Here is a 22,831-nt window from a genome sequence, read left to right as displayed (position 1 = left end):
GCCTTAGTGATGCCCGCTTGAATTATCAGATGATCTAATCCTTCTTATTTTCCTTCTCTTGATTCTGCTGCATGGTCTCAAGCATTTGCTGAACCGTTATTTTATTTCCTACCACCTGCTGCATTCCTGACTCCAGATCACTCTTGATCTTCGGCTGAACGAGCGCATCATATGCCGGGAAGGTTGCCATCCCTTGAGCTGCGTCGCTGATTTCTTTAATAATCGGCTTAACATCCTCCGTGTCCGTAAGTACCATGGAAGGAAAGCGGTTCGAATCAATCAACTGCCTCTTCTGCCACTTCTCCTGATAATATTCCTTGATGAACGCCTTAACCGCCTTCATCTCATTCTCATCCAGATGGGAAGAGAACGCGTAACCAGTTGAAAAGCTGGCATTAATGGTGTTATCTCCTTTCTCTCCAAAGTTCGGTACTTTGAAGAAACCAAGGTCATTGGCAACAACCGACCGATCTTCATTGGCATAAGTATTAAGCCCCCATGTTCCGTCAAAAATGATCGCGGCTTTACCGCTGGAGAATTGCGCTTGTGCTTCAGAATGTTTATAGCCGAGCGTATTCTCTGTATAGTAGCCTTTGTCCATAAGCTCCTTAACCTTCTCGAAAGCCTTGACCATTTCCGGATCGGTCCATCGGGTCTCTCCCGTTCTCAAATTCCGAAACATGTCGATTCCACCCAAAGTAGCTGCAAAGTTGGTCGGGATCATGTTGATCGACCATGCTTCCGCTGCTCCTAATGCCAAAGGTGTGTACCCTGCTGATTTCAAGGTTTCACACATCGCCAGGAATTGGTCCCATGTCGTTGGAGGAGTCAGACCCAGCTCATTAAATATCTTTTTGTTATAAAAGAATCCTTCAATATATCCGTTATCAGGAATTCCATAGATTTTACCGTCAACCGTAAACTCGGAGAAATCCTGAATTTTATCCTTGAGGCCCAATTCCTCAACAATAGGTGTAAGATCGAGCAAATGGCCGGTTTTCGCAAAACTTTCCGTATCACTGCCCCCAAAATTATAGAAAATTTTAGGCGGGCTGCCTGCGGCGAATTCTGCTTTAAGCTTGGTTGAACGATTAACGACAACATCTACCCCTTCGGTTACAATTTTCAACCCGGGTATCTGATTTTCAACTTCCTTGATCACATCATTAAGCATGGCCACTCGGGATTGATCCGCTTCATTAATGAAGGTGTGACGAAGCGACATTTCAAATTCCTTCACCGCTCCTTCGCTTCTCTCTCCGCTCGAAGCACCCTCATTCTTGGAGCCGCATCCCGTCAACAAGAGCAATGAAAGCATCAGCATCGTCATGGAACCTGCGATTAGCCTCTTCATCAATTTGCTTCCCCTCTTTCAAAGTTTATAAGATTGCCGCTTATACTAACACGGAGCAAGATTTCGAGTTATTCACTGTCTCTTCTGCGCTAACCTCGTACCCTAACTGATCGGACAAGTACATTCCTTCGCTGATCAGCATCGTATTAAGAGCAATTTTAGCGGTAGGGAGCAAAGGAACACGCCCCGCCAGAGCAGCAATCCAGTGATGCTGCGAAGAGTCATAAGCCGACTCATTCTCCCGAAGACGATGCCACCTCAGATCCATCTTGGCCAGGTCCACCGTGCTGTCCATATCGATATCACAAACCGTGCTGTGAAAACTGAATGGCTGGCTGATCTGGTCCGTTAAAGCAGATGGGAACCGAATCCCTCCCTGTGAACCGAGAATGCTTCCTCCTTCGAAGCCCCCCATATGTACCGACCAGGCTTCCATGATATCCAGCGTAATATTATGATCGAATTTCACCATGCCGACTGCAAATTCCTCAACATTAAATCCGCTGTGCTGTTTCCGGTCTTCCTCCATTTCCATCTCTTGATACACCTTACCGGAGATACGCCGGACATCAGGATTACCTAGCAAATAGAGCATTTGAGCGATATGATAAACTCCCATATCAAGCAGGGCTCCACCAGCTGCGGTTTCCTTTCGGGTAAAATATGTGGTTCCATAACCATCCACATAAGGCCGCCCCCTGCGACGAAAGCCGGTAGAACGCGCGTGGTATAGCTTCCCGAGCTTTCCGCCATCAATCAGTGTTTTAGCTGCCTTGGTTTCGGGACGATAGAGGGTGCTCATCTGGATATGCAGCATTCGCTGTTCAGAATCAGCCATGTCGCACATCGTCTTTCCATCGGCATAAGAGCCGGCAATGGGTTTTTCACAATACACATGTTTACCTGATTGCAGAGCAGCCACCGTAACCGGAGCATGAAAATTGTTGTGGAGGCATACATCAACCGCCATAATATCATCACGAGCCAACATCTCACGATAGTTCGTATATACATGAGGAATTCCAAACTGCTCCGCTACTTTGCGGGCTTCTGCTTCATTAACGTCACAGACGGCAACAATTTCAGCATCGGAAATCATCTGATACCGCTCAATGTGCATTTTACCGATCTGTCCTGTTCCGATAATGCCGATTCTAACCTTAGCTTCCATCTATCTCTCCCTCTCGCAATGGCTTGTAACCTGCATTTATACAGCGTCACTCAAAATTCGTTTTACGGCCGCAATAATCCATTCCATTTCCACATACTGATTGCCGGGTGCATTATATTCTACGCCCCAGTACCCTTCATAACCGGCTGTTAGCAAGCTCCGGATTTTCTCCACAGCAAGAGGGTCTACAGCAGTCTTCGCATCAAAATGAGTATGGAAAGTCCAAGGAGCAACCAAGTCGTCACCCTGCATTTCATCTGCTTTCCATCTGCCGATATGAAGCAAAAATCCGAATGCCTGATGATTCACGGCTTCAGCAAGCCGTTTCATCTCCCGCGGAAGCAGCGAGGCGCCCATATGATTCTCTGGACCGATCTTATAGCCCCCATCAGCCGCGCGCTTTGCATATTCTTGATATCGCGTGACCATGTATTCAAATTGCTCCTCCGTCATCGGTTCCGATTCCTTGTAGCTGCCTCCCGTATCAATCCGAACAGTCTCTGCGCCCAGTATTTCTGCGGCTTCCAGATGAACCAGCGCGTTCTCATACAGCTTTTGTCTGACTTCGGGGTCCGGGTCCCATAAATGAGCACCGTCTATCGCGAAATTGACGACGTTCATCTCTTTTTCATCAAGCGCTTCTTTGATTTTGCGAATATAACTTTTATCCGCAAGCTGATAGATTGGGGTACTACGGTCGATAAAAAATCCGTTCCACAAATCCACTGAATCCATACGGTATCTGTACTTTACCGTTTCCAAATATCCGAATACGTCCATCTTCCCTTCCATAAAGGTGTTATGGAATGAATAGCCTCCGATTGATATTTTCATATAGCATTTCCCCCTTCATATTCATTTAATAATTCATGGGTCTATATGGCAGTCCAGAAGCTGCTTCCTCGTCTGTAATGACAGTAAGCGCTGGGTGTAACTGTAATACCGAGGCCGGGATATCCTGCGTAATCGGTCCACATAATGCCTTTTCCAGCATCGCGGCTTTGTTCACTCCTTTTGCAAAAAGAAAGATCTGCCTCGAATTCATGATCGTCTTGATTCCCATGGTCACACCCGTCTTCGGAACGTCCTCTCTGGACCCGAACATCTCAGCACGGGCATGAATCGTATCCTCCCCAATCGGTACGACACGTGTCGTTGAATGAAAGGGGCTTCCCGGCTCGTTAAAACCGATATGTCCATTCGTCCCGATACCAAGCAGCATCAGATCGATGCCACCAGCCTGACCAATGTGCTGTTCAAACTCTTTACTGATTTGATGCAAATCTTTCGAAGTGGAGGCTATGGCGGAAATATTGGATTTCTTTATATTGACCCGGTCAAATAATTGGTCGTTTAATCTTGCCAGGCAGCTGGCCGGATTGTCTGCGGAAGCGCCTTCATATTCATCCAGTACAAATGCAGTCACCTGTGAAAAATCCAATCCTTCGTGACGATGCAATTCTGCCAGTTCATGATAAATGCCTTTTGTTGTCTCTCCAGTAGCGAAGCATATGCGAATATCTGCTTTTTGCTTAATAAGTTCAGCTATTTCTAAAGCGCTTCTTCGGTTAAATGCTGTCTCATCCGTTTCAACGATGTGTTTCATTTATACCGCCTCCCCATACTAAAGATGCTGCGCCTACTAGTCCAACTCTTCCAACCTCAAGCTTGGACTGCTCAATACATACCAATGCGTTTGCCGCCGGCGGAAGAGCGGTTGTTCGCAAATGGGCTTCAAGGTCATCTACGATGCTCTTATCCCGAGATACGCCTCCTCCAACAATAATCGCTTCCGGGTTCAATAGATTAACGACATTGGTCAATGAGATTTGAAGCGCTCCCAAAGCTTCGTTACGAATACGGGCTGCTAACAGGTCTCCTTGAAGTGCCTCGATAAATATTCGATCCGTCTGTAAACGAGAAGCATATTGATTCAGCGTAGATTGCGGATATGAGCTCAGCAGGTCCATGGCACGGAGTATCATTCCCCCACCTGATGCCATGGTCTCCATACAACCAATCCTTCCGCAGCTGCAGCGCGGCCCGACCGTATTGACTGACATATGCCCAAGCTCTCCTGCATAATTCGCTGCTCCGCGAACCAAGCGGCCATCCGATACAATCCCCATCGATATTCCGGTACCCAAATTCAGATATATAAAATGTTTGAATTCTTGTCCCGCTCCATACAGCAGCTCTGCCCGTGTAGCACAGCGTACATCATTATCCAGAGTGACTGGCAGTCCATATCGCTTCTCCATCTTCTCTGATAGATGTATCGGTTCATGAATAGGAATGTTGATCGCATGCTTCCATACTCCGGCTTCAGGATCAATATGACCAACAAGTCCGATGCCAATTCCTTCAGCAGGTGGTCCATCCCCGAATAATTGCAAGAAGTGATCAATCGCTTCATCAATTGAACGCAGTGCAGATAACTGCGAGGTTCGATCCATCGAATACTGCCGCGATTCCAGGACATGCCCATCTTCGGTAACATAGCCGACTAGGATCTTGGTACCGCCGACATCGACACCGATCGCAACCTTTTGATCTTTGGAGCATTGCCCTCGCGCTGAAGTTATCATCATTTCACTTCAACTGCCCTGCCGGTTCTGGCTGATTCATACATGGCTTCCACTACGGCTAAAGCTCTTAATCCATCCTCTAAGGTGCTGGAAGGTGTATCAATTCCACGTACACAATCGATAAAATGCTTAACCTCAAACGCATGCCCCTGTTGTATGACATCCTTGGGTGCAGGGAAACTCCAGCCTTTTGTAGGAACGACATGCGGCTTGAGGCTTGCTTCCTCTTCATATGATTTGCCGTATCCATTATTACTGAAAATTCGCAATCCCCCCGCTTCATGCGTGGTGCTTACATATGCTGTCCCTTGATCACCAAACACTTCGAGTCGTACATCCATGCCGCCGGATATGGCCCAGCTAATCACAACTTCGGCCAGTCCACCATTTTCAAAACGAAGTACAGCAATCGCGGTGTCTTCTGCCCCATTCTTGCAATAATCCTTCCATTTGAGAACTTCCGTCTCCGCATAAACCCGTTTAATCTTGGAGCCCATAATCCATTCCAATGTATTTACGCCGTGAATTCCCATATCAATAGCTGCCCCACCTCCTGTCAGGTTAGCATCCCAGAACCAGGGACTGTGAAAGGGACCATTATGGATCTCGTTCGACCGAAGCATTAACACCTTACCGAATGCTCCCTGATCCACAAGCTCTTTGGTCCGCATGAGTGCCGGCTTAAAGCGCATGTTCTCGGCGTATACAGCGACGATTCCTTTTTCCTTAGCTTTCCTGACGATTTCCTCTGCTTCTTTAGTATTACAAGCCAGCGGCTTCTCGATCAGAAACGGCTTATTGGCTTCGATGCAAGCCATCGCCATCGCGTAGTGGAGGTAATTAGGAACGGTAATATCCACACAATCGATATCCGGATCATGAATTAATTCCAGCCACTGATCCGTCCATCGTTCCACGCCGAACTGTTCTGCCGTCGCTTTAGCTTTTTCAGCTGTCCGAGATGCAAACATACCGATTTCGATATTAAACATTTGATACCCTTCGGCATGTGCTTTACCCATAAATCCAGTCCCAATAATACCTACCTTTACTCCTTTGTCCGCCATTTCACTCCTCCGTTCGTTTGAAAGATCATGATTTCTGCGTATACATGTGACGGTAACTGTTCACATTTCTATCATAATTCATCACTTGAATGGGATTGCAGGTGTACTTTTCTTCGATAGGGGGGTAACATCCTTCGATTTTTTTGTTCAACAAGCGTGACAAGTCATTAGCAGCACCCATAGCTGGGCAAATAGCCAGAATGTTTTTTTAAAAGGCAAATACAAAAAGCCCCCTCTGACCAACGAATTGATCAGAGGAGGGCACTGCCAAATTATAAGGAAGTAAATATGAATATTGCTGCTAATGAATTCCTTGTAAAAATTGATAGAAGGTTTTTTTAGGTACAATGAACGAATGATCCCGCGCAGATCAGTATGCGCATAAAGGGAACGACTGAATCCACTTTGAGCTACGCAGTTATCAAGTCTTCTTTAATCACCGCCGCCGCCACCGCCACCGTCACCACCACCATCACCGCCACTGTCACTGCTGTCTCCGAAGAATCCGCCGTCTCCATCGCCGCTATCTCCGCCGCTGCTCCAAGTAGATGAATTGCGCGTGATTCCTTTCCATGATTGATTGAAGACATAATCCAAGGCGGTAATCGAAGCCGGGTCCCATAACGGTAGAGTCGATATTCGGTCATGATCCGGCTGTTTATTCCTTACCCTGATCACGAACCGCCGCCCAATTCCAAGCAGAATCGCAGTCTCGATCATTCGTTCGAGAGCTTCAGGCTCGCGGCTTCCATAATCCCCGCCTCTAGCCAGCATCCTGCGATATCGCTTCACAGCGCTTCGTTTAGCTGCCGAGCTTCGATTTAATACTTTTCCTGGCATAAGACCGACCATAACCATAGACAGCAGAACGAAATTCAAGTATGTATCTACAACTGGAGCGTATTGGATTTGAGCAGCCGCGATGAAGCATACGACCAAGAATCCAATGATGTATTTTTTCTTACGCCAACGAATCGAGGCTAATGTCGCGCTTCCTCCCACGATGAGAAATAATAATCCTACCCATCCCCAAGCTGTGACATCCGCGATATACAGATAGACCAGCATGGCTAGATGCAGGAGTGCAAGCACAGGAAAGATTTCTTTTCTTGGTGCATACACTCCTGCCTTGATCGTTTGGCGATTCTCATCTTCCACAAGCTCCCGCCACCGAATGAACCCTCTCTGCAAGCCCCTCAAACGATTCATATACATATCCTCGGAAATTTTCTGCTTGCGTTCTGTTTTTGTGGGTCCGGATAGGCTATCCAGTTTTAGAATACCTGTTCCCCGGAACAGCCAATTCAACAGGTAGCGCTCTGACTTCGCTAAGCCGGAACGCTTGCCGATAAATGTGAACTGAGGACCCTGTTTCGGGGCTTTGGCATCTTCCTGAAACCGCGTCCCCAACAGCTCAATAGAGGTATCGAGCATGCCTTTGCGACGCAGCTTAAACAAATCAGCAAGCACGTCAACACGTCGAAGCGCACCTTTGCGATAAAGATAGACCAGACTGCCGGGATCCATATCCTCGATCTCTTCGAAGGATATTCGCTTCCCGCCAAACCAGGCTGCAAGCCTGCGAAGGGATAGTGCATAATACACAACACCCGCCACTGCAACATAAGTAAGCCAGCGGATCAGCTGAATTCCTGCTTCCATAAGTCGTTCCCGCTCCGCAAATTTCTGCGAAAGCGCCGTCTCTCGTTTCAGCTGTTGTGAGAGAAGAGTTGAAGACGCTGTGGTTTCAAGATCCGAAAGTGCCTCTGTAGGAACATATGCTTTTAATCTCGCATGGTCCCCACTCGGAAGCAGCTTGTTCTCGTATCGTAATAATTCATTCGTATTCTCCGTAACGGCGCCGCCGGATCGGTCGTACACATAAGCGATAACAGGTTCTTGTATAGACTGTCTCATACGCAGACTTACCGATACGTTATGATGGTCTTTGTCGTTATCCTTCAGGATGGTCCAATCCAGTTCCCCTCGATCATCGTATTTTACGGCCTCCTTATCGAGCCTATAGCGATAATACACCTGTCTGGTTTCATCCTTTGCCAGTACCTTGATATAGTAGGAGCCGCTCTTTTCTCTTAGCGAGGCAGGGTAGCGCTCTAATTGGATGTATCCGAAATTGCCAAGCTTCCGATCACTGGGCGGAACATACGCTTCAAAAAATTCAATATTCGCATCCCCGAAATTATCCATGGGTCGCGTAATCCACTCGTATTCACCACTCACTGTATAAGTATACAGTTCCTCAACATAGAGGTCCCCGTCCGGCAGCAGTTCCGCTATAATATCCACTTTATCAACCGTCAATGTGTTGCTTCCGCCGCAGCTGGAGAGAATAATGGCAGCCATAAATGCCGTGACAAGCAGCATAACAGGTCTCAAACCCTTATTCATGATGTTACCCTCCCATTTCCTAAAAAGCCAATTATAGCATATTCGGGAAGAACGTCTAGCCATTTCAGAAGCGTGGCTTCAAAGTTGATAGGTTGCTTCTTCATGCTCCATACCCCCATCATACTAACAATGAATCATATACATGATTTCGCCCCTAACAAGAACAGTCGTTTCTTTCTGTGCAAATTCATGGGATATCCTTAGACAACTTAAAACTTCCTGACACAGCCGTGCGGCATGATCCCCAAGGGCGTACTTTTTACCAGTTGCATAACGAACGTACGTTCGTTATATAATAATTAAGAAATATATGATGAACGACAAGGAGGCATGAGCGAATGACATCTGCGTCTCCGATCCAAACAGAGGAAGAATTGCTGTCCGTGAAGGATTGTGTTCTTCTGCCGATTTTGCTGGATGTGCTGGAACGGGATATTCGCAGCATGAAGCATGCGGGGGTAAGCGATTATTATGTGTTTCATCTACAGACGGTACAGCAAATAACATTTGCCAAGCTTGCCGAGCTCAAACGAAGCTGCCGTGCACGCGGCATCGCCATTCTGGAAACTCGGCGCCAGAAGCACTCCATTCTCATCCACTATCGCTGCCGTAGTTACCAGCATGACATGGAGCTCATGTGGGATTATGTGAGAGCCGATATCCAGATCCGTTTAGCCGAAATGTTACAGGTTCAGCTTTGAATAGACGAGGTTCTGCATACATGCAAAAAATCACCAAGGTATTCAGAAAGATGCGATAAATCTAGCTCAAACTCACATCCTGCGCTAATACTCTGAGCGTTTCAAGCGGATCAGCCCTAGAATGCTCTAAAACCACCCATCGTACCCACAGAGAGCAGTATGCAAACCGGCTGGCATAATTGAATTTTTCACCACAAAAAAATCCCCAGCAGGGTCTACTCGGACCATGCTGGGGATTTTACACTTACGATTAATGCGGGACAAAGACAAGCTGGAGTACAAACAGCACCGCAAAGATATACATCAACGGATGAACCGCCTTCCAGTTACCCTTCACAATTTTCATGAGCGGGTAGGAAATAAAGCCGAGTGCGATCCCTGTCGCAATACTGGACGTGAGCGGCATGGTCAAAATCACGAGAAACGCAGGGAACGCCTCATCGAAGTCATTCCATTGGATATGACGAACATTGCTCAGCATAAGGCACCCCACTACGATCAAGGAAGGTGCCGTGATGGCAGACAGTCCGGCAACCGCACCGATCAGCGGGCTGAAGAAGGCAGCAACCACGAACAGCCCGGCAACGACAACCGATGTCAAGCCTGTCCGGCCTCCGGCACCGACACCAGCCGCGGATTCTACATATGCAGTAGTCGGGCTTGTCCCGACCATGGCTCCAGCCACTGTTGCAACTGAATCGGACAGCATGGCCCGCTCCGCGCGGGGTAGCTTGTTATCCTTCATCAGCCCTGCCTGCTCAGCCACGCCAACGACTGTACCCGTCGTATCGAAGAGTGTCACCAGCAGGAACGAGAACACAACAGCATAGAGACTATGGCCGATCACATCGGAGGCTGCTGTAATCGGATTCCATACCAGAATGCCTTCAGGTAGCGTCGGAACCGACATAACTCCGTTTGAAAAGGACAGCATGTCGGCAAAGTATGCGATAATTCCGGTAATGATCATGCCGATGAACAAGGCACCTTTCACATCGCGGGATAGGAGGACAAGCGTAACAGCCAGACCCACTAATGCAAGCACAGCCGATGGCTGGTGAAGATCGCCGAGCGCTACCAGATTATCAGGATGTGCTGTGATAATACCGCTCATCCGCAGACCGATAAAAGCAATAAACAGGCCGATTCCCACGGTGATTGCATGCTTCAGATTCGCTGGAATCATCTCGATCAGCCTTCGCCGCAGCGAAGTCATCGATAACACCAGAAACAGAATGCCCGCTATAAAGACAGCCGAAAAGGCTTCAATGTACCCGAGCCCCTCATGACCTTGTACAACAGAATAAGTGAAGTAGGCGTTCAAGCCCATCCCCGGCGCTACCGCGATCGGGTAACGAGCTACGAGCCCCATCAGAAGCGTACCAATTACAGCGGCAATGATTGTGGCCGTAAAGCTCTGCTCAAAAGGCACGCCCGCTTGTGATAGAATAAGCGGATTCACGACAGTTACATAAGCCATCGTAAAAAATGTCGTGGTCCCGGCAACAACTTCAGTTTTGACTGAAGTACCGTTAGCTTTTAAATCAAACACGAATAATCCTCCAATCCAATTGCTTGGCTCAGCGTTTAACGCTGAACCTTTTGGTAAGTTGTGCAATATTTGATATACTCAAACACAAATAATCTGTAAACCTTCAATGGACCATTCTTGCTTGAACCAGTACATCATTATGAAGCAGATGAACGATTCAACAAATGACATCATAACAATATCAACACAGGAGGCGTAAACCATGTGCGGACGTTTTACACTTACGGTTACTTGGGAAGAGCTCATGACTAGGTATTTGATCGACCCCGAGTCAGTCTCTCCGTTTCACATCCCTCGTTACAATATCGCACCTACCCAGATGGTAACAGCGGTTATCCATGATGGGAGCACGAACCGGATCGGGCAGCTCCAATGGGGGCTTGTCCCATCCTGGGCCAAGGATTCTTCCGCGGGAGCCAAGATGATTAATGCCCGCAGTGAAACACTGGAAGACAAGCCTGCCTTTAGGATACCCTTTTATCGAAAAAGATGCCTCATTCCTGCCGACGGTTTTTACGAATGGCAAAAAAACGGCACTAGCAAGCAGCCCTTTCGCATTGGTTTGATAAGTGGCGAAATATTCAGCATGGCAGGTCTGTATGACACGTGGATCACGCCAAGCGGCGAGAAGATCAGCACCTGCACTATTATTACCACGGAGCCCAATGCACTCATGGCGCCTATTCATAACCGGATGCCGGTTATTCTAAGACCCGCTGATGAAGCGCTCTGGCTTGAACGGCAGACGTCTTCGGGTTCCCATCAGAGCAGTTCTTCCCATCTGCAATCCCTTAAGGAGCTGCTGAAGCCTTACCCAGTAGAAGACATGCAGGCGGTGCCCGTGAGTACAATCGTAAATTCCGTTAAACATGACACAGAAGATTGCATCCGCTCCATTACAAGCAATAATTAAAGCTTTCGCATCCATATAAAAAGCCCCTGCTCACAAGGAAAAACGCTCCGGAGAGGGGCTTCTTCTATGCTTGTATTCCATCTAGCTGTCATCCCATGTTAACGGAACATTCCCCACAGCTTGATCAAATGAAAGGTATTGTTCGGATCAATACGCTGTGCCAGCACGAATTGAACCATCTGCTGCTCCTGGGTGGAGCTCAGCTTCTCATTCAGTATGCCACTCGCCGTTCGGATCAACTGGTGCACTTTTGTGCTGTTTTGAAGATCCGCTTTGGTCAACCCCTGAGTCAGCCCCTTGATTCTATCCTTGATTACCGGATTTTTCATTTTTAGCTTGATGCGCTCCACAAGCTGCGGACTAATTCCGTATTGCTGATAACCCAATTCTAAAGCACCTCCAGTCATAATGGCTCCTGCCCTTTTTGAGTATATGACGAAGGTCTGTCCATTGTGCTAACCATTTACTTGGTCGGCCTTAATCCATTATATCGCCCTGGAATATCTTCTCCTGCTGCAAATAATCACGCAGCGGTTGATACTCCGGCGATGTCCAGAAGGAGCTGTCGCTGACTAGAGCTGCAGCATCGCCTCTGGCCTCTTCCACTACTTTGAAGTCGGCGACCATATCGGCCAGCCGAAACTCTGGCAGGCCGCTCTGCTTCGTGCCGAAGAAGTCGCCAGGTCCCCGCAGTTCCAAATCCCGCCGTGACACCTCAAAACCATCCTCAGTATCCGTCATGACCTGCATCCGCTCCTGGCCTACCTCCGATTTTGGATCGGCTACGAGCACACAATAGGAAGCGTGCTGTCCCCGGCCTACCCGGCCTCGCAGCTGGTGCAGCTGCGAGAGACCAAAACGGTCGGCGTCCATAATTATCATCAAAGTTGCATTCGGCACGTCTACACCGACCTCAACAACCGTGGTGGATATCAGCAGCTGAACTTCATTATTATAAAATTTCCGCATCACTTCATCCTTCTCGGCAGGCGTCATACGGCCGTGCAGGAGCCCGACAGCATACTTAGGAAAAGCCTGCTGCATTTGGACATGCAGATCAATGGCATTCTGTACATCTAATTTATCCGACTCTTCAATCAATGGAGCGATCAGATATGCCTGCCGCCCCTGATCCACTTCCCGAGATATAAACCCAAGCACACGGTCCATAAGCTCATGTTTAACCCAATAGGTCGTAATGGGAATGCGCCCTTTAGGACGCTCCGACAGCGTAGATACGTCCATATCACCGAAAGCGGTAATGGCGAGCGTCCGTGGGATCGGCGTTGCTGTCATCGTGAGCACGTCCGGGTTATAGCCCTTGCGTCGGAGTACGCTCCGCTGATTCACACCGAAGCGGTGCTGTTCATCCGTCACGACCAGCCCCAGCTCCCTGAAGTACACATCATCCTGAATCAGGGCATGGGTGCCGACGACTACGTCCGTCAGTCCCATCTGTAAGGAAGCCAGCAGTTCTTTTCTCCTCTTTCCTGTTACACTCCCTGTCAAGAGCCCAACTGTAATGCCGAAGGGCTCAAACAGCTTCTGCAAGGAACGCATATGCTGCTCTGCAAGAATTTCTGTCGGCACCATCAGTGCCCCCTGAAATCCCGACCGCACGGTTGTAAACAGAGCTATGGCGGCAACAATCGTTTTCCCCGAACCGACATCACCCTGGAGCAAACGATTCATGCAGTAAGGAGAACGCATATCATGCAAGATCTCAAGCTCTACTCGCTTCTGCGCATCGGTTAACTCAAACGGAAAGCTGCGCACAAACTCCCGGATCGTTGTATTATCCGCTGTATGGACAACACCGTCCATCCGCCCCCGGTTCAGTGCCCTAAATGCCTGCATTTTCAGTTGGAACAAGAATAGCTCCTCATATACCATTCGGCGCCGTCCTTCTTGACCCTCTCTGGAATCGACAGGCTGGTGGATCGTCATGATTGCTGCCTTTCGTGGCATCAGATCATACTTCCGTAAGAGGGATTGCGGAAGTATTTCCGGGATCATCTCCCCGTATTGTTCCAGTGCTTGTCCCATCGTTTTTCGAATCCAGGATTGCGTAATCTTTCCGCCGATGGAATACACCGGCTGCAGTGTACCGCTGCGAAAGGCTCCCTTATCCGGGAATTCGGATTCGGACACCGTAAGCTGCATTCTGCGCTGATCCCACTTGCCTGTCAGCACGATCTCCCGGCCAGCTGTAAGCTGGTCTTTAAGAAAATGCCGGTTAAACCAGGTTGCAGTGAACATCCAAGTTTCCGCCAGCATTTTGCAGGTTAAGCGGGATTTGCGCCCATAACGCTGCAGTACAGGGACACTGGCGATCTTGGCTTGAATGGTGATTCTGTCCCCATCCTTGACTTCGCTTAAGGAACGAAGCCGGTAATCCTCATATCGGAAGGGGTAATATTCCAAAAGATCCTTGACCGTAGAGACGCCAAAGGCGTGAAGCTCCCCCTCTTTCAGGGCGCTCACGCCGTTGATCTGTCTGACGGATATTTGATCGAGTTTGAGACTCATATCATCTACCTCACTTAAGCAGGCCATATATATGCTGCAATGGTTCCCGGTCCCACATGTGTACCGATAACCGGACCGATCTCGGAGTACACTGTCTCCTCGATCGTAAACACAGCGGACAGCTGCTGCAGAAAATCCTCAACCTGAGCAGGATCGGCTGTATGACCCACAGCTACTTTAATTTTATTCACACCGGACAAGTCCTGTCGAAACAGCTCTATCATTTTGGCTGTCGCTTTCTTGCGACCCCGGACCTTATCTACCGGAAATATGATTCCTTCATCGTCAATGGACAGGATCGGCTTAATGTTTAACAGCGTACCCAGCGCAGCCGAAGCCTTGCCGATCCGGCCGCCTTTTTGCAAATATTCCAGCGTATCAACCAGGAAGTACAAGCGACGCTTGGAACGCAGCTCCTCTAGTGACGAGATAATATCGGAGGAAGCGGCTCCTTCCTGTGCCAGCTTGGCTGCATGGACAACGAACAGCCCGAAACCGTAGGAAGCTGACTTGGAGTCCCATACGGTAATATCCGCTTCGCCTTCGATAAGAGAGGTGGCTAGCAGTGCGGACTGATATGTCCCGCTCATCCCTGATGAGATGTGAATGGACACAATGGAGCATCCTGGATGCTGCTGCAGAATGGTCTCATACACAGCTACAAAATCTGCAGGTGAAGGCTGGGACGTTGTCGGAAGCTGGGGTGATTGCACCAGCTTCTTATAGAACTCTCCCGGAGTGATTTCGACTCCGTCCAAATACGTATCTTCCCCAAACATAAGTCTCAGCGGCACAATATGAATGTTGTGTTGCTTCACCAGGTCTGCCGGAATATCCGCTGTGCTGTCTGTCACAATAACGGTCTTATTCACCGGAACTCCTCCTAATAAACGAACCCTAGTTAATATGCAAGCATTATACAAATACTTTCACAGTACTTAGATCACCTATACCGGAAGTCCACTCTATATCTAGATCAAGCTTCAACAGAGAACAAATAGGAATAAATCGGCTGACCTCCGTAGTGCACTTCAACCTCAGCATTAGGGTATTGCTCGCCAAGCCACTCCGTAAGGGCTTTGGTTGAATCTTCGGTTGCATCCGCTCCGGTAAGCAGTGTCACGATTTCATCGCCGGACTCCAGCATTTTACCGAGCAGATCTTGTGAAGTCGTGATCAGATCCGCATTCGCTGCAACAATATTGGAGTTCCGAATGCCAATGAACTGACCAGCCTTGATCTCCAGATCATCAATCGTTGTATCGCGGACAGCGTAGGTCACCTGACCCGATTGAACACGCGTGATAGCATCCAGCATGTTGTCGGTATTCACGTCCGTGCTCTCGTCTTCCTGGAACGCAAACGCCGCTGCGATCCCTTGAGGAATCGTCTTGCTCGGAATGACCATTACACTGCGTTCACCCTCGAGCAGCTCTCTAGCTTGCTGGGCAGCCAGCACAATGTTGGAGTTATTCGGCAAAATGTATATCTGCTGGGCCGAGATTGAAGAGATTGCGTTAACAAAGTCCTCGGTGCTCGGATTCATCGTCTGACCTCCGGAGAGAACGACATCGACGCCCAGGCTTTTGAATATATCAGAAATTCCTTCCCCCGACGATACCGCGATAAAGCCGTATGCGGCGATTTCGTCTGCCGGAGGAACAGCTGGTGCTTCCGGTGTCACGGTCTCTGCCGGGATATCCGCAAACAACTCAGGCATCGGAGCGATATCCATTCCGGTTGTAAGCAGATCGCGGTGCTGCTCACGCATATTCAAGATATGAATTTGCGTAATCTCTCCATACAACAAGGCCAAGTTCAATACTTCGCCTGGAGCCTTGGAGTGAACATGCACCTTGATGGTCTCATCGTCCGAAATGACGATGATGGAATCACCATTTACTGCAAGCGCTTTCCGGAACTTATCTTCATCAAAATCCGTACCGGCTCCCCCACCAAGCTGCCTGTTGATAAAGAATTCCATATCATATAAGAATTCGATGTCTTCCGTAGACAGTCTGGATTGAGCAGACGCCGGAGCTTGAACCGCTGAGAAGTCAGGGACGGTATGGGAGGCAACGGCTGTAGTGCTAGGTTCGGCTTGTCCTTCCACAACCGTAATCGATCCGGACGGAGCATCTGTTCTTAATGCCTGCAAGAAACCTTCATAAATATATACCAATCCTTGACCACCGGAGTCTACGACACCAACCTGCTTGAGGACTGGAAGCATATCCGGTGTTTGGGACAGCGTCTCCTTCGCTTTGGCTAATACCTGTTCCATCAGCTCTACGATATCGTTGCTGCGTCGGGAATAATAAACAGCATGCTTGGCCGCTTCTTTGGCCACAGTAAGAATTGTACCCTCCACAGGTTTGACGACAGCTTTATAAGCAGCTTCCACGCCCGTCTGCAAGGCTGCGGCAAATTGATGTGAATTAAGTTCTGTATAAGGTGCCGCATATCGGCTAAAACCACGAAACAACTGGGATAGAATAACCCCGGAGTTCCCTCTGGCTCCCATTAGAAGTCCTTTGGACAGCACACCTGCACTGTGCCCGATCGACTCCGTAAACTTATTCTTCAGTTCTGCCACTCCTGCAGTCATCGTCAAATTCATGTTAGTCCCCGTGTCGCCGTCCGGCACCGGGAATACATTAAGGGAATTGACGTGTTCTGCATGCTTCTGCAGCTGCTCCGCTCCGGCTAGAACCATAGCGGTAAATTCTGTTCCATTCAAAGAACGCTTACTCAATGAGAATTCCCCTTCCTGGCTTGATACCCATAACACTTCTTGTTACACATAATTATATATTTATTTTCATAGCTAGTAGCTGACGAAATGCCCAAACGATAAACAATAGATTTGCCATGATGAAATGGATCATGCATGATGATGGGCTATCCTCTCGTCTACTGCGCTTTTCGGCCGTTCCCAAAGCACATTGAGAGCCATGCCGACAAGCCCTCAATATATTTCTATGGAAATATTATGGACTAATCAACATTGTACTATAAGAAGAAAGAGAAATAAATGTTTTTAGGACAGTTGACGGAGCAATTTTTACTGTGATATTATATTTAAGTATTGTTTCATGCAGGGTTAGGAACAAGGAGGTGTAATGAATGGCTCGCAAATGTTATGTAACTGGCAAGAAACCAAGCACTGGAAACCATGTTTCCCACGCTAATAACCACAACAAACGTTCTTGGGGTGTCAACGTTCAGAAGGTTCGCATTTTGGTGGATGGCAAGCCAAAACGTGTATACGTAAGCACTCGCGCTTTGAAATCCGGTAAAGTGACACGCGCATAATTATCACGTGTTATATGAAGAAAAACTTCTTAATCTCCAGCACCATTTATGGGCTATCCGGGACAAGGAAGTTTTTCTTGCGTTTAGATACATATTCTTCTCCTAAACAAAAAGCACCCTGAGCGGATTACAGGTGCTTTTTTTATTTAGATATAAGAAAAATGAAAGGGCAGCACTTTTCGCTTTCTTATATCGCAAGAAAAACTTCCGGACGAGCACGGTCTATCTTCGATAAGTACGCCCTTAGCCACTATTCCAGTGATCTAAGAAAACCAGAGGCCAAGCGTGCCGGGGCTTTCTTAAACCGCAAGAAAAACTTCCACGCAATGGATGTGGTATGTCCTCCATGCATCGATCGGATTATTCTTGCCTCTTCCCCTAGAACCAGCAAGGCGGAGCGAGTCCCAGGCGGAGGTTTTGTTACGCCGGGACAAGCTGTCAGCTCTTGTGAAACGTATTTAGGATCGCCTTCACAAAACCTCCCAAAAATTTCGGCAGCTTGAACGTATAGAATTTCATGTCTCACCCTCCCCATCATTCTCATGCCTTCCTAGAATATGTTATGCACCAAGCCCTTAGATGTGAACACAGACAAAAAAGGCTACATGAGAACCCAGCTCATGTAACCATATTTATGCGGGAAATTCCCCGCCTATGCATCATCTCGTGCTTACGTTCTGGTCAAGATGTTACGCTGTCACGGATTTTGGTAATGGCTGCCGCCCGATCCGGCTTGCCGAATACGGCGCTTCCCGCAACCAGGACATCCGCTCCTGCTGCCGTCACAAGGGGAGCTGTCTCAGCGGTAATGCCGCCATCTACTTCAATATGGACATTCGAAAGGTCCTGCTCCTTAATCCATTCGCGCAGCTGCGAGACTTTGTTTACGGTCCGTTCGATAAAGGCCTGTCCGCCAAATCCCGGATTCACCGTCATGACGAGCACCAAATCCAAGTCAGGCAGCACTTCCTGCAGGACGTTGGCTGGTGTAGCCGGATTGATCGCAACGCCGGCCTTCACACCATGCTCTTTGATCAGATGGATAACGCGGTGAAGATGTGGGCAGGTCTCGGCATGAACGGTGATGTAATCCGCTCCTGCCTTAGCGAAGTCCGCAATATACAGTTCTGGTTGTTCAATCATCAAATGCACGTCAAGCGTCAGAGTCGTGTGCGGTCTGATCGCCTGGACGATCGGTGGTCCAAGCGTAATATTCGGTACGAAGTGCCCGTCCATGACGTCCACATGTATCCAATCAGCTCCCGCAGCCTCCACTTCCCTAATCTCTTCTCCCAGCTTCGCAAAGTCAGCCGACAATATGGATGGCGCAATTTTTATCATTATTCAGTACCTCCGCTTCTTGTCTTTCATCTCGGTGTAAAACCCCACGTAATGCTCATACCGGCTCGGCAGTATGATTCCTTCTTCTTTGGCTTGGATCACCCGACAACCCGGCTCCTGTAGATGGCTGCAGCCTCTGAATTTACATTCAGCAGCATAAGGAGCGAACTCCCTGAAACAGGGCGATAATTCCTCGACACCCAGCTCCAGAAAATCCAACTGGCTAAAGCCTGGTGTATCCGCCACATATCCCCCATTATCCAGCTCTATCAGCTCCACATGGCGTGTCGTATGCCGACCGCGGCCTAGACGTAAGCTGATTTCACTGGTATCAAGTGAAAGACCCGGCATTAAAGCATTCAGCAGGGAAGACTTCCCGACCCCGGATTGACCGGAGAACACGCTGATTCGACCAGCCAGATGATCCTTCACCTGCTGGGTACCGATACCCTGCAGAGAGCTGGTGATCAGCACTTTGTAACCAATCTTCTCGTATTGGCGTTTCACCTGCTCCAGCAAATCGTCTGAGGCGTTCGCAAGATCCTGCTTCGTCAGACAGATCAAAGCTTCAAGACCAGCATGCTCAATATGTACGAGAAACTTGTCCAGCAAATGCAGGCTTAAATCCGGCTCTTTGACCGAAAAGAGCAGCACCGCCAGGTCGACATTGGCGACAGGGGGACGTATTAATTGGGAAGACCGTGGAAGAATTTCGTCCACGGTCCCTTCCCCATTCTCCGTCAATGAGTACATCACGCGATCTCCAACGAGAGGAGAGATGCCTTTCTTCTTAAATATGCCGCGGGCTCTGCATTGAACCGAAGGGTCCTCCCCGGATATAATGTTGCCGTCGTACAGTGGTTTGACATAGTAATATCCGCTTAGCGCCTTCACGATCAGTCCCTCTAGCATAGAATAGGCCTCACCTTTCTTGTTTTAGATTTAGTGGTCTCAGGAATTCTTCTAATCGTTATCCTTGTCTTTGCCATGGCCCTTGCCATTTCCGTTATTTCCATTATTCCCGTGATTCCAATTGTAGGCAGCATCATCTTCCTCATTGAAATCCTCTTCTCCGTTGCCTTCGTCCGGATTGATATCGACAGGCACATCTGGTTCAACAGGCGGCTGTTCAAACGTTGGCTGCGGCACAGTACCGTTCTTGACGTCGGTGTAACTCACGCTGTACGTGTCCACTTGTCGGCCGTCACGGAATATCATGACCGTTGCATGCTTCTCTGGAGCAAGCGTCAGCTTGACGGGCACCATTTCGGAATTCGTGATGGTTTTGTTCACAGCTTCCTGGTTATCTCCCAGTGCATCGGAGAAGACCACCCGAATCTTGCTCTCCTGCCCTTCCACGCTTGGTGATACAGGCACGCTGTAGTTATATTCAAGAGCATCCGCAGGATAGCCGGAGCTAACGAACAAGGTAATCACGGCATTAGGCTCTACAGCTTGGTTAGGATCATGAGGCCATTGTTCCATGACTTCCCCCTTCTTCACTTCGAAGCTGGATTTCTCCTTTATTGGTCCAACCTTAAGGCCGACAGATTCAATCAGGGCAACTGCCTTGTCTTTGTCCATACCGATCAGGCTCGGCATATTGATTGTTTCCTTGCCTTTGCTGATCGTGACCCGGACTTCTACCTGGTTTGGATCAATAGGGGATTCCGCAGAAGGACTCTGATCAAAGATCTGCCCCACAGGCACGTCATCATTGTTCACGGTTGACTGCTTGATGGCTTTTTCGTTAACCCCAAGGTCTGTCAATATAGCAACAGCTTCCTTAAATGTCTTACCATTCAAATCTGGCATCTTTTCAAGCGGCTTCTCGTCCCCGACCGACAATTGAACAGGTGAACCCTTCTTCAGCATGGAATCGGGATCCTTGCTCTGCGCGTACACAATGCCCGGTTCTACTTCGGGTTTGTATTTCCGAATGACTTCCTCATCCACTGTCAAGCCGCTGTCTTCCAGCTCACGAATCGCTTGCTCTTCCGTCATGCCAACAACTTGAGGAACCTTAACCTCCGGAACCTCCAGCATCTTATTGACATACATGACGACACCAACCATGATGCCCAGAAACAGAAGCACCGAAACGATGATGATCGTCGGCTTAACCCATTTTTTCTTCGGTTTACCGGTGTGCTTTTCCACAAGCTCCTCCTCTTCCGAATCATCCTCCTGGTCTATATGATGCTGACTGCTGCGCTGCATTGTTTTGAGCGCCGGCATGACCAAGGTAGAATCGGCATCGTCCTCAAACTCCATCTTCGGTTCGTTGAGTCGCATCGGAAGCAGGCAGGTTTCCAGATCATCCATCATTTCTTCCGCAGATTGATAACGCTCCTCCGGATTTTTGCGCATGGACTTCAGGATGATGTTCTCCACACTTTGAGGAATGAGCGGATTCACTTCCCTAGGCTCGTCAAATTCCTCCTGGAGATGCTTCAGAGCTACACTAATTGGACTCTCGCCCAAAAATGGAAGACGGGCTGTAAGCATTTGATACAGCACAATACCAAGTGAGTATAAGTCCGATTTCTCGCCCGTAACGACGCCTTTGGCATGCTCTGGCGAGAAATAATGCACTGAGCCCACAACGGAGCCTGTCTGCGTGATCGTTGTCGACGTGACCGCTCTGGCGATGCCGAAGTCGGTTACTTTAACTCTGCCATTACGACCAATCAGAATATTATGCGGTTTAATGTCCCGATGAATAATTTGGTTATGATGGGCGTGTCCCAGCGCATCGCAAATCTGGATTGCAATTCGTACCGCTTCTTCCACTTGCAGCGGCGCACGTTCTTTAATGATTTCATTCAGATTCTGGCCTTCAATATATTCCATGACAATGTAGTGTACATCTTCCTCTTGGCCTACATCATAGATGCTGACCACATTGGAATGCGATAACGAAGCCGCTGATTGCGCCTCACGCCTGAAACGGCGAATAAATTCCTCGTCGTGTACAAATTGCTGACGCAGCACTTTGATTGCTACATTCCGGTTCAGCAAAATATCCTGAGCCTTGTAGACAAGCGCCATGCCGCCCCCGCCAATGCGTTCAATTATTTTATACCGACCAGCCAATTCATGTCCGATCATGAATCCCACCCCTTTATACGTTGCCCGACAACCTCTTCTTGATGTTCAAACATGGCGACCGTGATGTTGTCCTCACCGCCAGCGAGAAGTGCCAGTTGAAGCAGGCGATCCGCTCTATCTTCCAGAGGAAGGTCAAGTGAACCGGATATCTGTCCGATCAGCTCACGGCTGACCCGATTACTCAGCCCGTCGCTGCATAGCAACAAGACTTCGCCTTCTCCGATCGTGACCGGTGTAAGCTCAACCGTCACATCTACATCTGTACCAAGCGCCCGGCTTAAAACATTTTTCCGGGGATGGGTCTCCAGTTGATCTTCTGTAATCTGACCACTCTTAAAAAGCTCATTAACCAATGTGTGATCATCTGTGAGACGAATCACTTGTCCAGGAACGACTTTGTAAGCCCTGCTGTCCCCGATATGTCCGATATAGCCTTCGGAACCTCGCAGCAGCACGGCCACAATCGTCGTGCCCATATTGTGAAGTCGCTCATCAGCCGAGGCTTCCCGGTAAATAACCGCATTGGCATGCAAAATAGCATCTCCTAGTGCAGCCCGAATGCTGTCCATCGACATGTCCTGCTCCAAAGAGGACAGATCCTCAGCAACGGTATCTACCGCAAGCCTGCTGGCAGTATCACCTGCAAGGTGACCTCCCATGCCGTCGGCAACCACACCTAAGGTATAGCCATGCTCAAGTGTGTTAACATATACGGAATCTTCATTAACAGGACGAACACGTCCCACATGGCTTACATGAACCGTCTTGATCAAAATCTTC

20 protein-coding genes are annotated in these 22,831 nt (G+C 48.6%); 3 read left to right on the top strand and 17 right to left on the bottom strand.

Annotated elements, in window-relative coordinates; genetic code table 11:
- Positions 1 to 34: 34 nt before the first annotated feature.
- The 7 genes from AM231_RS04935 to AM231_RS04905 form a co-directional block, all read right to left on the bottom strand.
- Complete coding sequence (locus AM231_RS04935) at positions 35 to 1,354, bottom strand: ABC transporter substrate-binding protein (protein WP_054401546.1); 1,320 nt, start codon at positions 1,352 to 1,354, stop codon at positions 35 to 37.
- 40 nt (positions 1,355 to 1,394) lie between these two features.
- The gene (locus AM231_RS04930) at positions 1,395 to 2,525 is read right to left on the bottom strand and encodes a Gfo/Idh/MocA family protein (protein ID WP_054401545.1); all 1,131 of its coding nucleotides are present in this window, start codon (positions 2,523 to 2,525) and stop codon (positions 1,395 to 1,397) included.
- Positions 2,526 to 2,561: 36 nt separating this feature from the next.
- Entirely contained in the window at positions 2,562 to 3,359 is a 798-nt protein-coding gene (locus tag AM231_RS04925; RefSeq protein WP_054401544.1) for a sugar phosphate isomerase/epimerase family protein, read from the bottom strand.
- Between the two features lie 25 nt (positions 3,360 to 3,384).
- Entirely contained in the window at positions 3,385 to 4,131 is a 747-nt protein-coding gene (locus AM231_RS04920; RefSeq protein ID WP_054401543.1) for a glucosamine-6-phosphate deaminase, read from the bottom strand.
- Complete coding sequence (locus tag AM231_RS04915; protein WP_082341540.1) at positions 4,115 to 5,116, bottom strand: ROK family protein; 1,002 nt, start codon at positions 5,114 to 5,116, stop codon at positions 4,115 to 4,117. Before AM231_RS04915 ends, AM231_RS04920 begins: the two co-directional genes overlap by 17 nt.
- A complete protein-coding gene (locus AM231_RS04910) occupies positions 5,113 to 6,180 on the bottom strand; it encodes a Gfo/Idh/MocA family protein (protein WP_054401541.1) in 1,068 nt (355 codons plus the stop codon). The genes AM231_RS04915 and AM231_RS04910 overlap by 4 nt, the downstream gene beginning before the upstream one ends.
- Positions 6,181 to 6,612: 432 nt before the next feature.
- On the bottom strand, positions 6,613 to 8,589 hold the full coding sequence (locus tag AM231_RS04905; RefSeq protein ID WP_054401540.1) for a DUF2207 domain-containing protein: 1,977 nt from the start codon (positions 8,587 to 8,589) through the stop codon (positions 6,613 to 6,615).
- Positions 8,590 to 8,927: 338 nt separating this feature from the next.
- On the opposite strand from AM231_RS04905, the gene AM231_RS04900 reads away from it, so the two are divergent.
- Positions 8,928 to 9,290 (top strand): YhjD family protein, encoded by a 363-nt coding sequence (locus AM231_RS04900; protein ID WP_054401539.1) that lies wholly within the window; start codon positions 8,928 to 8,930, stop codon positions 9,288 to 9,290.
- 250 nt (positions 9,291 to 9,540) lie between these two features.
- Here the strand turns inward: AM231_RS04900 and AM231_RS04895 are convergent, their stop codons facing one another.
- The gene (locus tag AM231_RS04895; RefSeq protein WP_054401538.1) at positions 9,541 to 10,842 is read right to left on the bottom strand and encodes an NCS2 family permease; all 1,302 of its coding nucleotides are present in this window, start codon (positions 10,840 to 10,842) and stop codon (positions 9,541 to 9,543) included.
- 202 nt (positions 10,843 to 11,044) lie between these two features.
- On the opposite strand from AM231_RS04895, the gene AM231_RS04890 reads away from it, so the two are divergent.
- A complete protein-coding gene (locus AM231_RS04890; protein WP_054401537.1) occupies positions 11,045 to 11,755 on the top strand; it encodes an SOS response-associated peptidase in 711 nt (236 codons plus the stop codon).
- A 98-nt stretch (positions 11,756 to 11,853) separates the two neighbouring features.
- On the opposite strand, the gene AM231_RS04885 is transcribed toward AM231_RS04890, so the two are convergent.
- The 4 genes from AM231_RS04885 to AM231_RS04870 all read right to left on the bottom strand — a co-directional run bounded on the left by AM231_RS04885 (position 11,854) and on the right by AM231_RS04870 (position 17,039).
- Entirely contained in the window at positions 11,854 to 12,141 is a 288-nt protein-coding gene (locus AM231_RS04885; RefSeq protein WP_054401536.1) for a stage VI sporulation protein F, read from the bottom strand.
- A gap of 91 nt (positions 12,142 to 12,232) precedes the next feature.
- Entirely contained in the window at positions 12,233 to 14,284 is a 2,052-nt protein-coding gene (recG, locus tag AM231_RS04880) for an ATP-dependent DNA helicase RecG (RefSeq protein WP_054401535.1), read from the bottom strand.
- Between the two features lie 14 nt (positions 14,285 to 14,298).
- Positions 14,299 to 15,156, bottom strand: a complete 858-nt coding sequence (locus AM231_RS04875) for a DegV family protein (protein WP_054401534.1) — start codon at positions 15,154 to 15,156, stop codon at positions 14,299 to 14,301.
- A 104-nt stretch (positions 15,157 to 15,260) separates the two neighbouring features.
- Complete coding sequence (locus tag AM231_RS04870) at positions 15,261 to 17,039, bottom strand: DAK2 domain-containing protein (protein WP_054401533.1); 1,779 nt, start codon at positions 17,037 to 17,039, stop codon at positions 15,261 to 15,263.
- A 371-nt stretch (positions 17,040 to 17,410) separates the two neighbouring features.
- Between AM231_RS04870 and rpmB the strand changes: the two genes are divergently transcribed.
- Positions 17,411 to 17,599, top strand: a complete 189-nt coding sequence (gene rpmB / locus AM231_RS04865) for a 50S ribosomal protein L28 (RefSeq protein ID WP_054401532.1) — start codon at positions 17,411 to 17,413, stop codon at positions 17,597 to 17,599.
- Between the two features lie 438 nt (positions 17,600 to 18,037).
- On the opposite strand, the gene spoVM is transcribed toward rpmB, so the two are convergent.
- The 5 genes from spoVM to AM231_RS04840 all read right to left on the bottom strand — a co-directional run bounded on the left by spoVM (position 18,038) and on the right by AM231_RS04840 (position 22,824).
- A complete protein-coding gene (gene spoVM / locus AM231_RS27980; RefSeq protein WP_034273235.1) occupies positions 18,038 to 18,118 on the bottom strand; it encodes a stage V sporulation protein SpoVM in 81 nt (26 codons plus the stop codon).
- Between the two features lie 162 nt (positions 18,119 to 18,280).
- Positions 18,281 to 18,940: a ribulose-phosphate 3-epimerase gene (rpe, locus tag AM231_RS04855; protein WP_054401530.1), complete on the bottom strand. Its 660-nt coding sequence runs from the start codon at positions 18,938 to 18,940 to the stop codon at positions 18,281 to 18,283.
- Positions 18,941 to 18,943: 3 nt separating this feature from the next.
- On the bottom strand, positions 18,944 to 19,852 hold the full coding sequence (rsgA, locus tag AM231_RS04850; RefSeq protein WP_054401529.1) for a ribosome small subunit-dependent GTPase A: 909 nt from the start codon (positions 19,850 to 19,852) through the stop codon (positions 18,944 to 18,946).
- A gap of 51 nt (positions 19,853 to 19,903) precedes the next feature.
- Positions 19,904 to 22,051, bottom strand: coding sequence for a Stk1 family PASTA domain-containing Ser/Thr kinase (gene pknB, locus AM231_RS04845; RefSeq protein WP_054401528.1), 2,148 nt, complete (start codon positions 22,049 to 22,051; stop codon positions 19,904 to 19,906).
- Positions 22,048 to 22,824, bottom strand: a complete 777-nt coding sequence (locus tag AM231_RS04840) for a Stp1/IreP family PP2C-type Ser/Thr phosphatase (protein ID WP_053488961.1) — start codon at positions 22,822 to 22,824, stop codon at positions 22,048 to 22,050. The genes pknB and AM231_RS04840 overlap by 4 nt, the downstream gene beginning before the upstream one ends.
- Positions 22,825 to 22,831: the final 7 nt, after the last annotated feature.

The sequence above is a fragment of the Paenibacillus solani genome (assembly GCF_001277345.1).
Classification (GTDB): Bacteria; Bacillota; Bacilli; order Paenibacillales; family Paenibacillaceae; genus Paenibacillus_AQ; species Paenibacillus_AQ solani.
The sequence above is the reverse complement of the archived record's forward strand: the minus strand, read 5'-3'. Positions and strand labels throughout refer to the sequence as shown.

What these genes read in the sequence shown, in the direction of transcription:
- rpe (WP_054401530.1), bottom strand. Translation starts at nt 18,940, where the DNA reads ATGATAAAAATTGCGCCATCCATATTGTCGGCTGACTTTGCGAAGCTG.
- AM231_RS04935 (WP_054401546.1), bottom strand. Translation starts at nt 1,354, where the DNA reads ATGAAGAGGCTAATCGCAGGTTCCATGACGATGCTGATGCTTTCATTG.
- AM231_RS04905 (WP_054401540.1), bottom strand. Translation starts at nt 8,589, where the DNA reads ATGAATAAGGGTTTGAGACCTGTTATGCTGCTTGTCACGGCATTTATG.
- AM231_RS04925 (WP_054401544.1), bottom strand. Translation starts at nt 3,359, where the DNA reads ATGAAAATATCAATCGGAGGCTATTCATTCCATAACACCTTTATGGAA.
- rpmB (WP_054401532.1), top strand. Translation starts at nt 17,411, where the DNA reads ATGGCTCGCAAATGTTATGTAACTGGCAAGAAACCAAGCACTGGAAAC.
- pknB (WP_054401528.1), bottom strand. Translation starts at nt 22,051, where the DNA reads ATGATCGGACATGAATTGGCTGGTCGGTATAAAATAATTGAACGCATT.
- AM231_RS04900 (WP_054401539.1), top strand. Translation starts at nt 8,928, where the DNA reads ATGACATCTGCGTCTCCGATCCAAACAGAGGAAGAATTGCTGTCCGTG.
- AM231_RS04915 (WP_082341540.1), bottom strand. Translation starts at nt 5,116, where the DNA reads ATGATGATAACTTCAGCGCGAGGGCAATGCTCCAAAGATCAAAAGGTT.
- AM231_RS04930 (WP_054401545.1), bottom strand. Translation starts at nt 2,525, where the DNA reads ATGGAAGCTAAGGTTAGAATCGGCATTATCGGAACAGGACAGATCGGT.
- AM231_RS04920 (WP_054401543.1), bottom strand. Translation starts at nt 4,131, where the DNA reads ATGAAACACATCGTTGAAACGGATGAGACAGCATTTAACCGAAGAAGC.
- spoVM (WP_034273235.1), bottom strand. Translation starts at nt 18,118, where the DNA reads ATGAAATTCTATACGTTCAAGCTGCCGAAATTTTTGGGAGGTTTTGTG.
- recG (WP_054401535.1), bottom strand. Translation starts at nt 14,284, where the DNA reads ATGAGTCTCAAACTCGATCAAATATCCGTCAGACAGATCAACGGCGTG.
- AM231_RS04890 (WP_054401537.1), top strand. Translation starts at nt 11,045, where the DNA reads ATGTGCGGACGTTTTACACTTACGGTTACTTGGGAAGAGCTCATGACT.
- AM231_RS04910 (WP_054401541.1), bottom strand. Translation starts at nt 6,180, where the DNA reads ATGGCGGACAAAGGAGTAAAGGTAGGTATTATTGGGACTGGATTTATG.
- rsgA (WP_054401529.1), bottom strand. Translation starts at nt 19,852, where the DNA reads ATGCTAGAGGGACTGATCGTGAAGGCGCTAAGCGGATATTACTATGTC.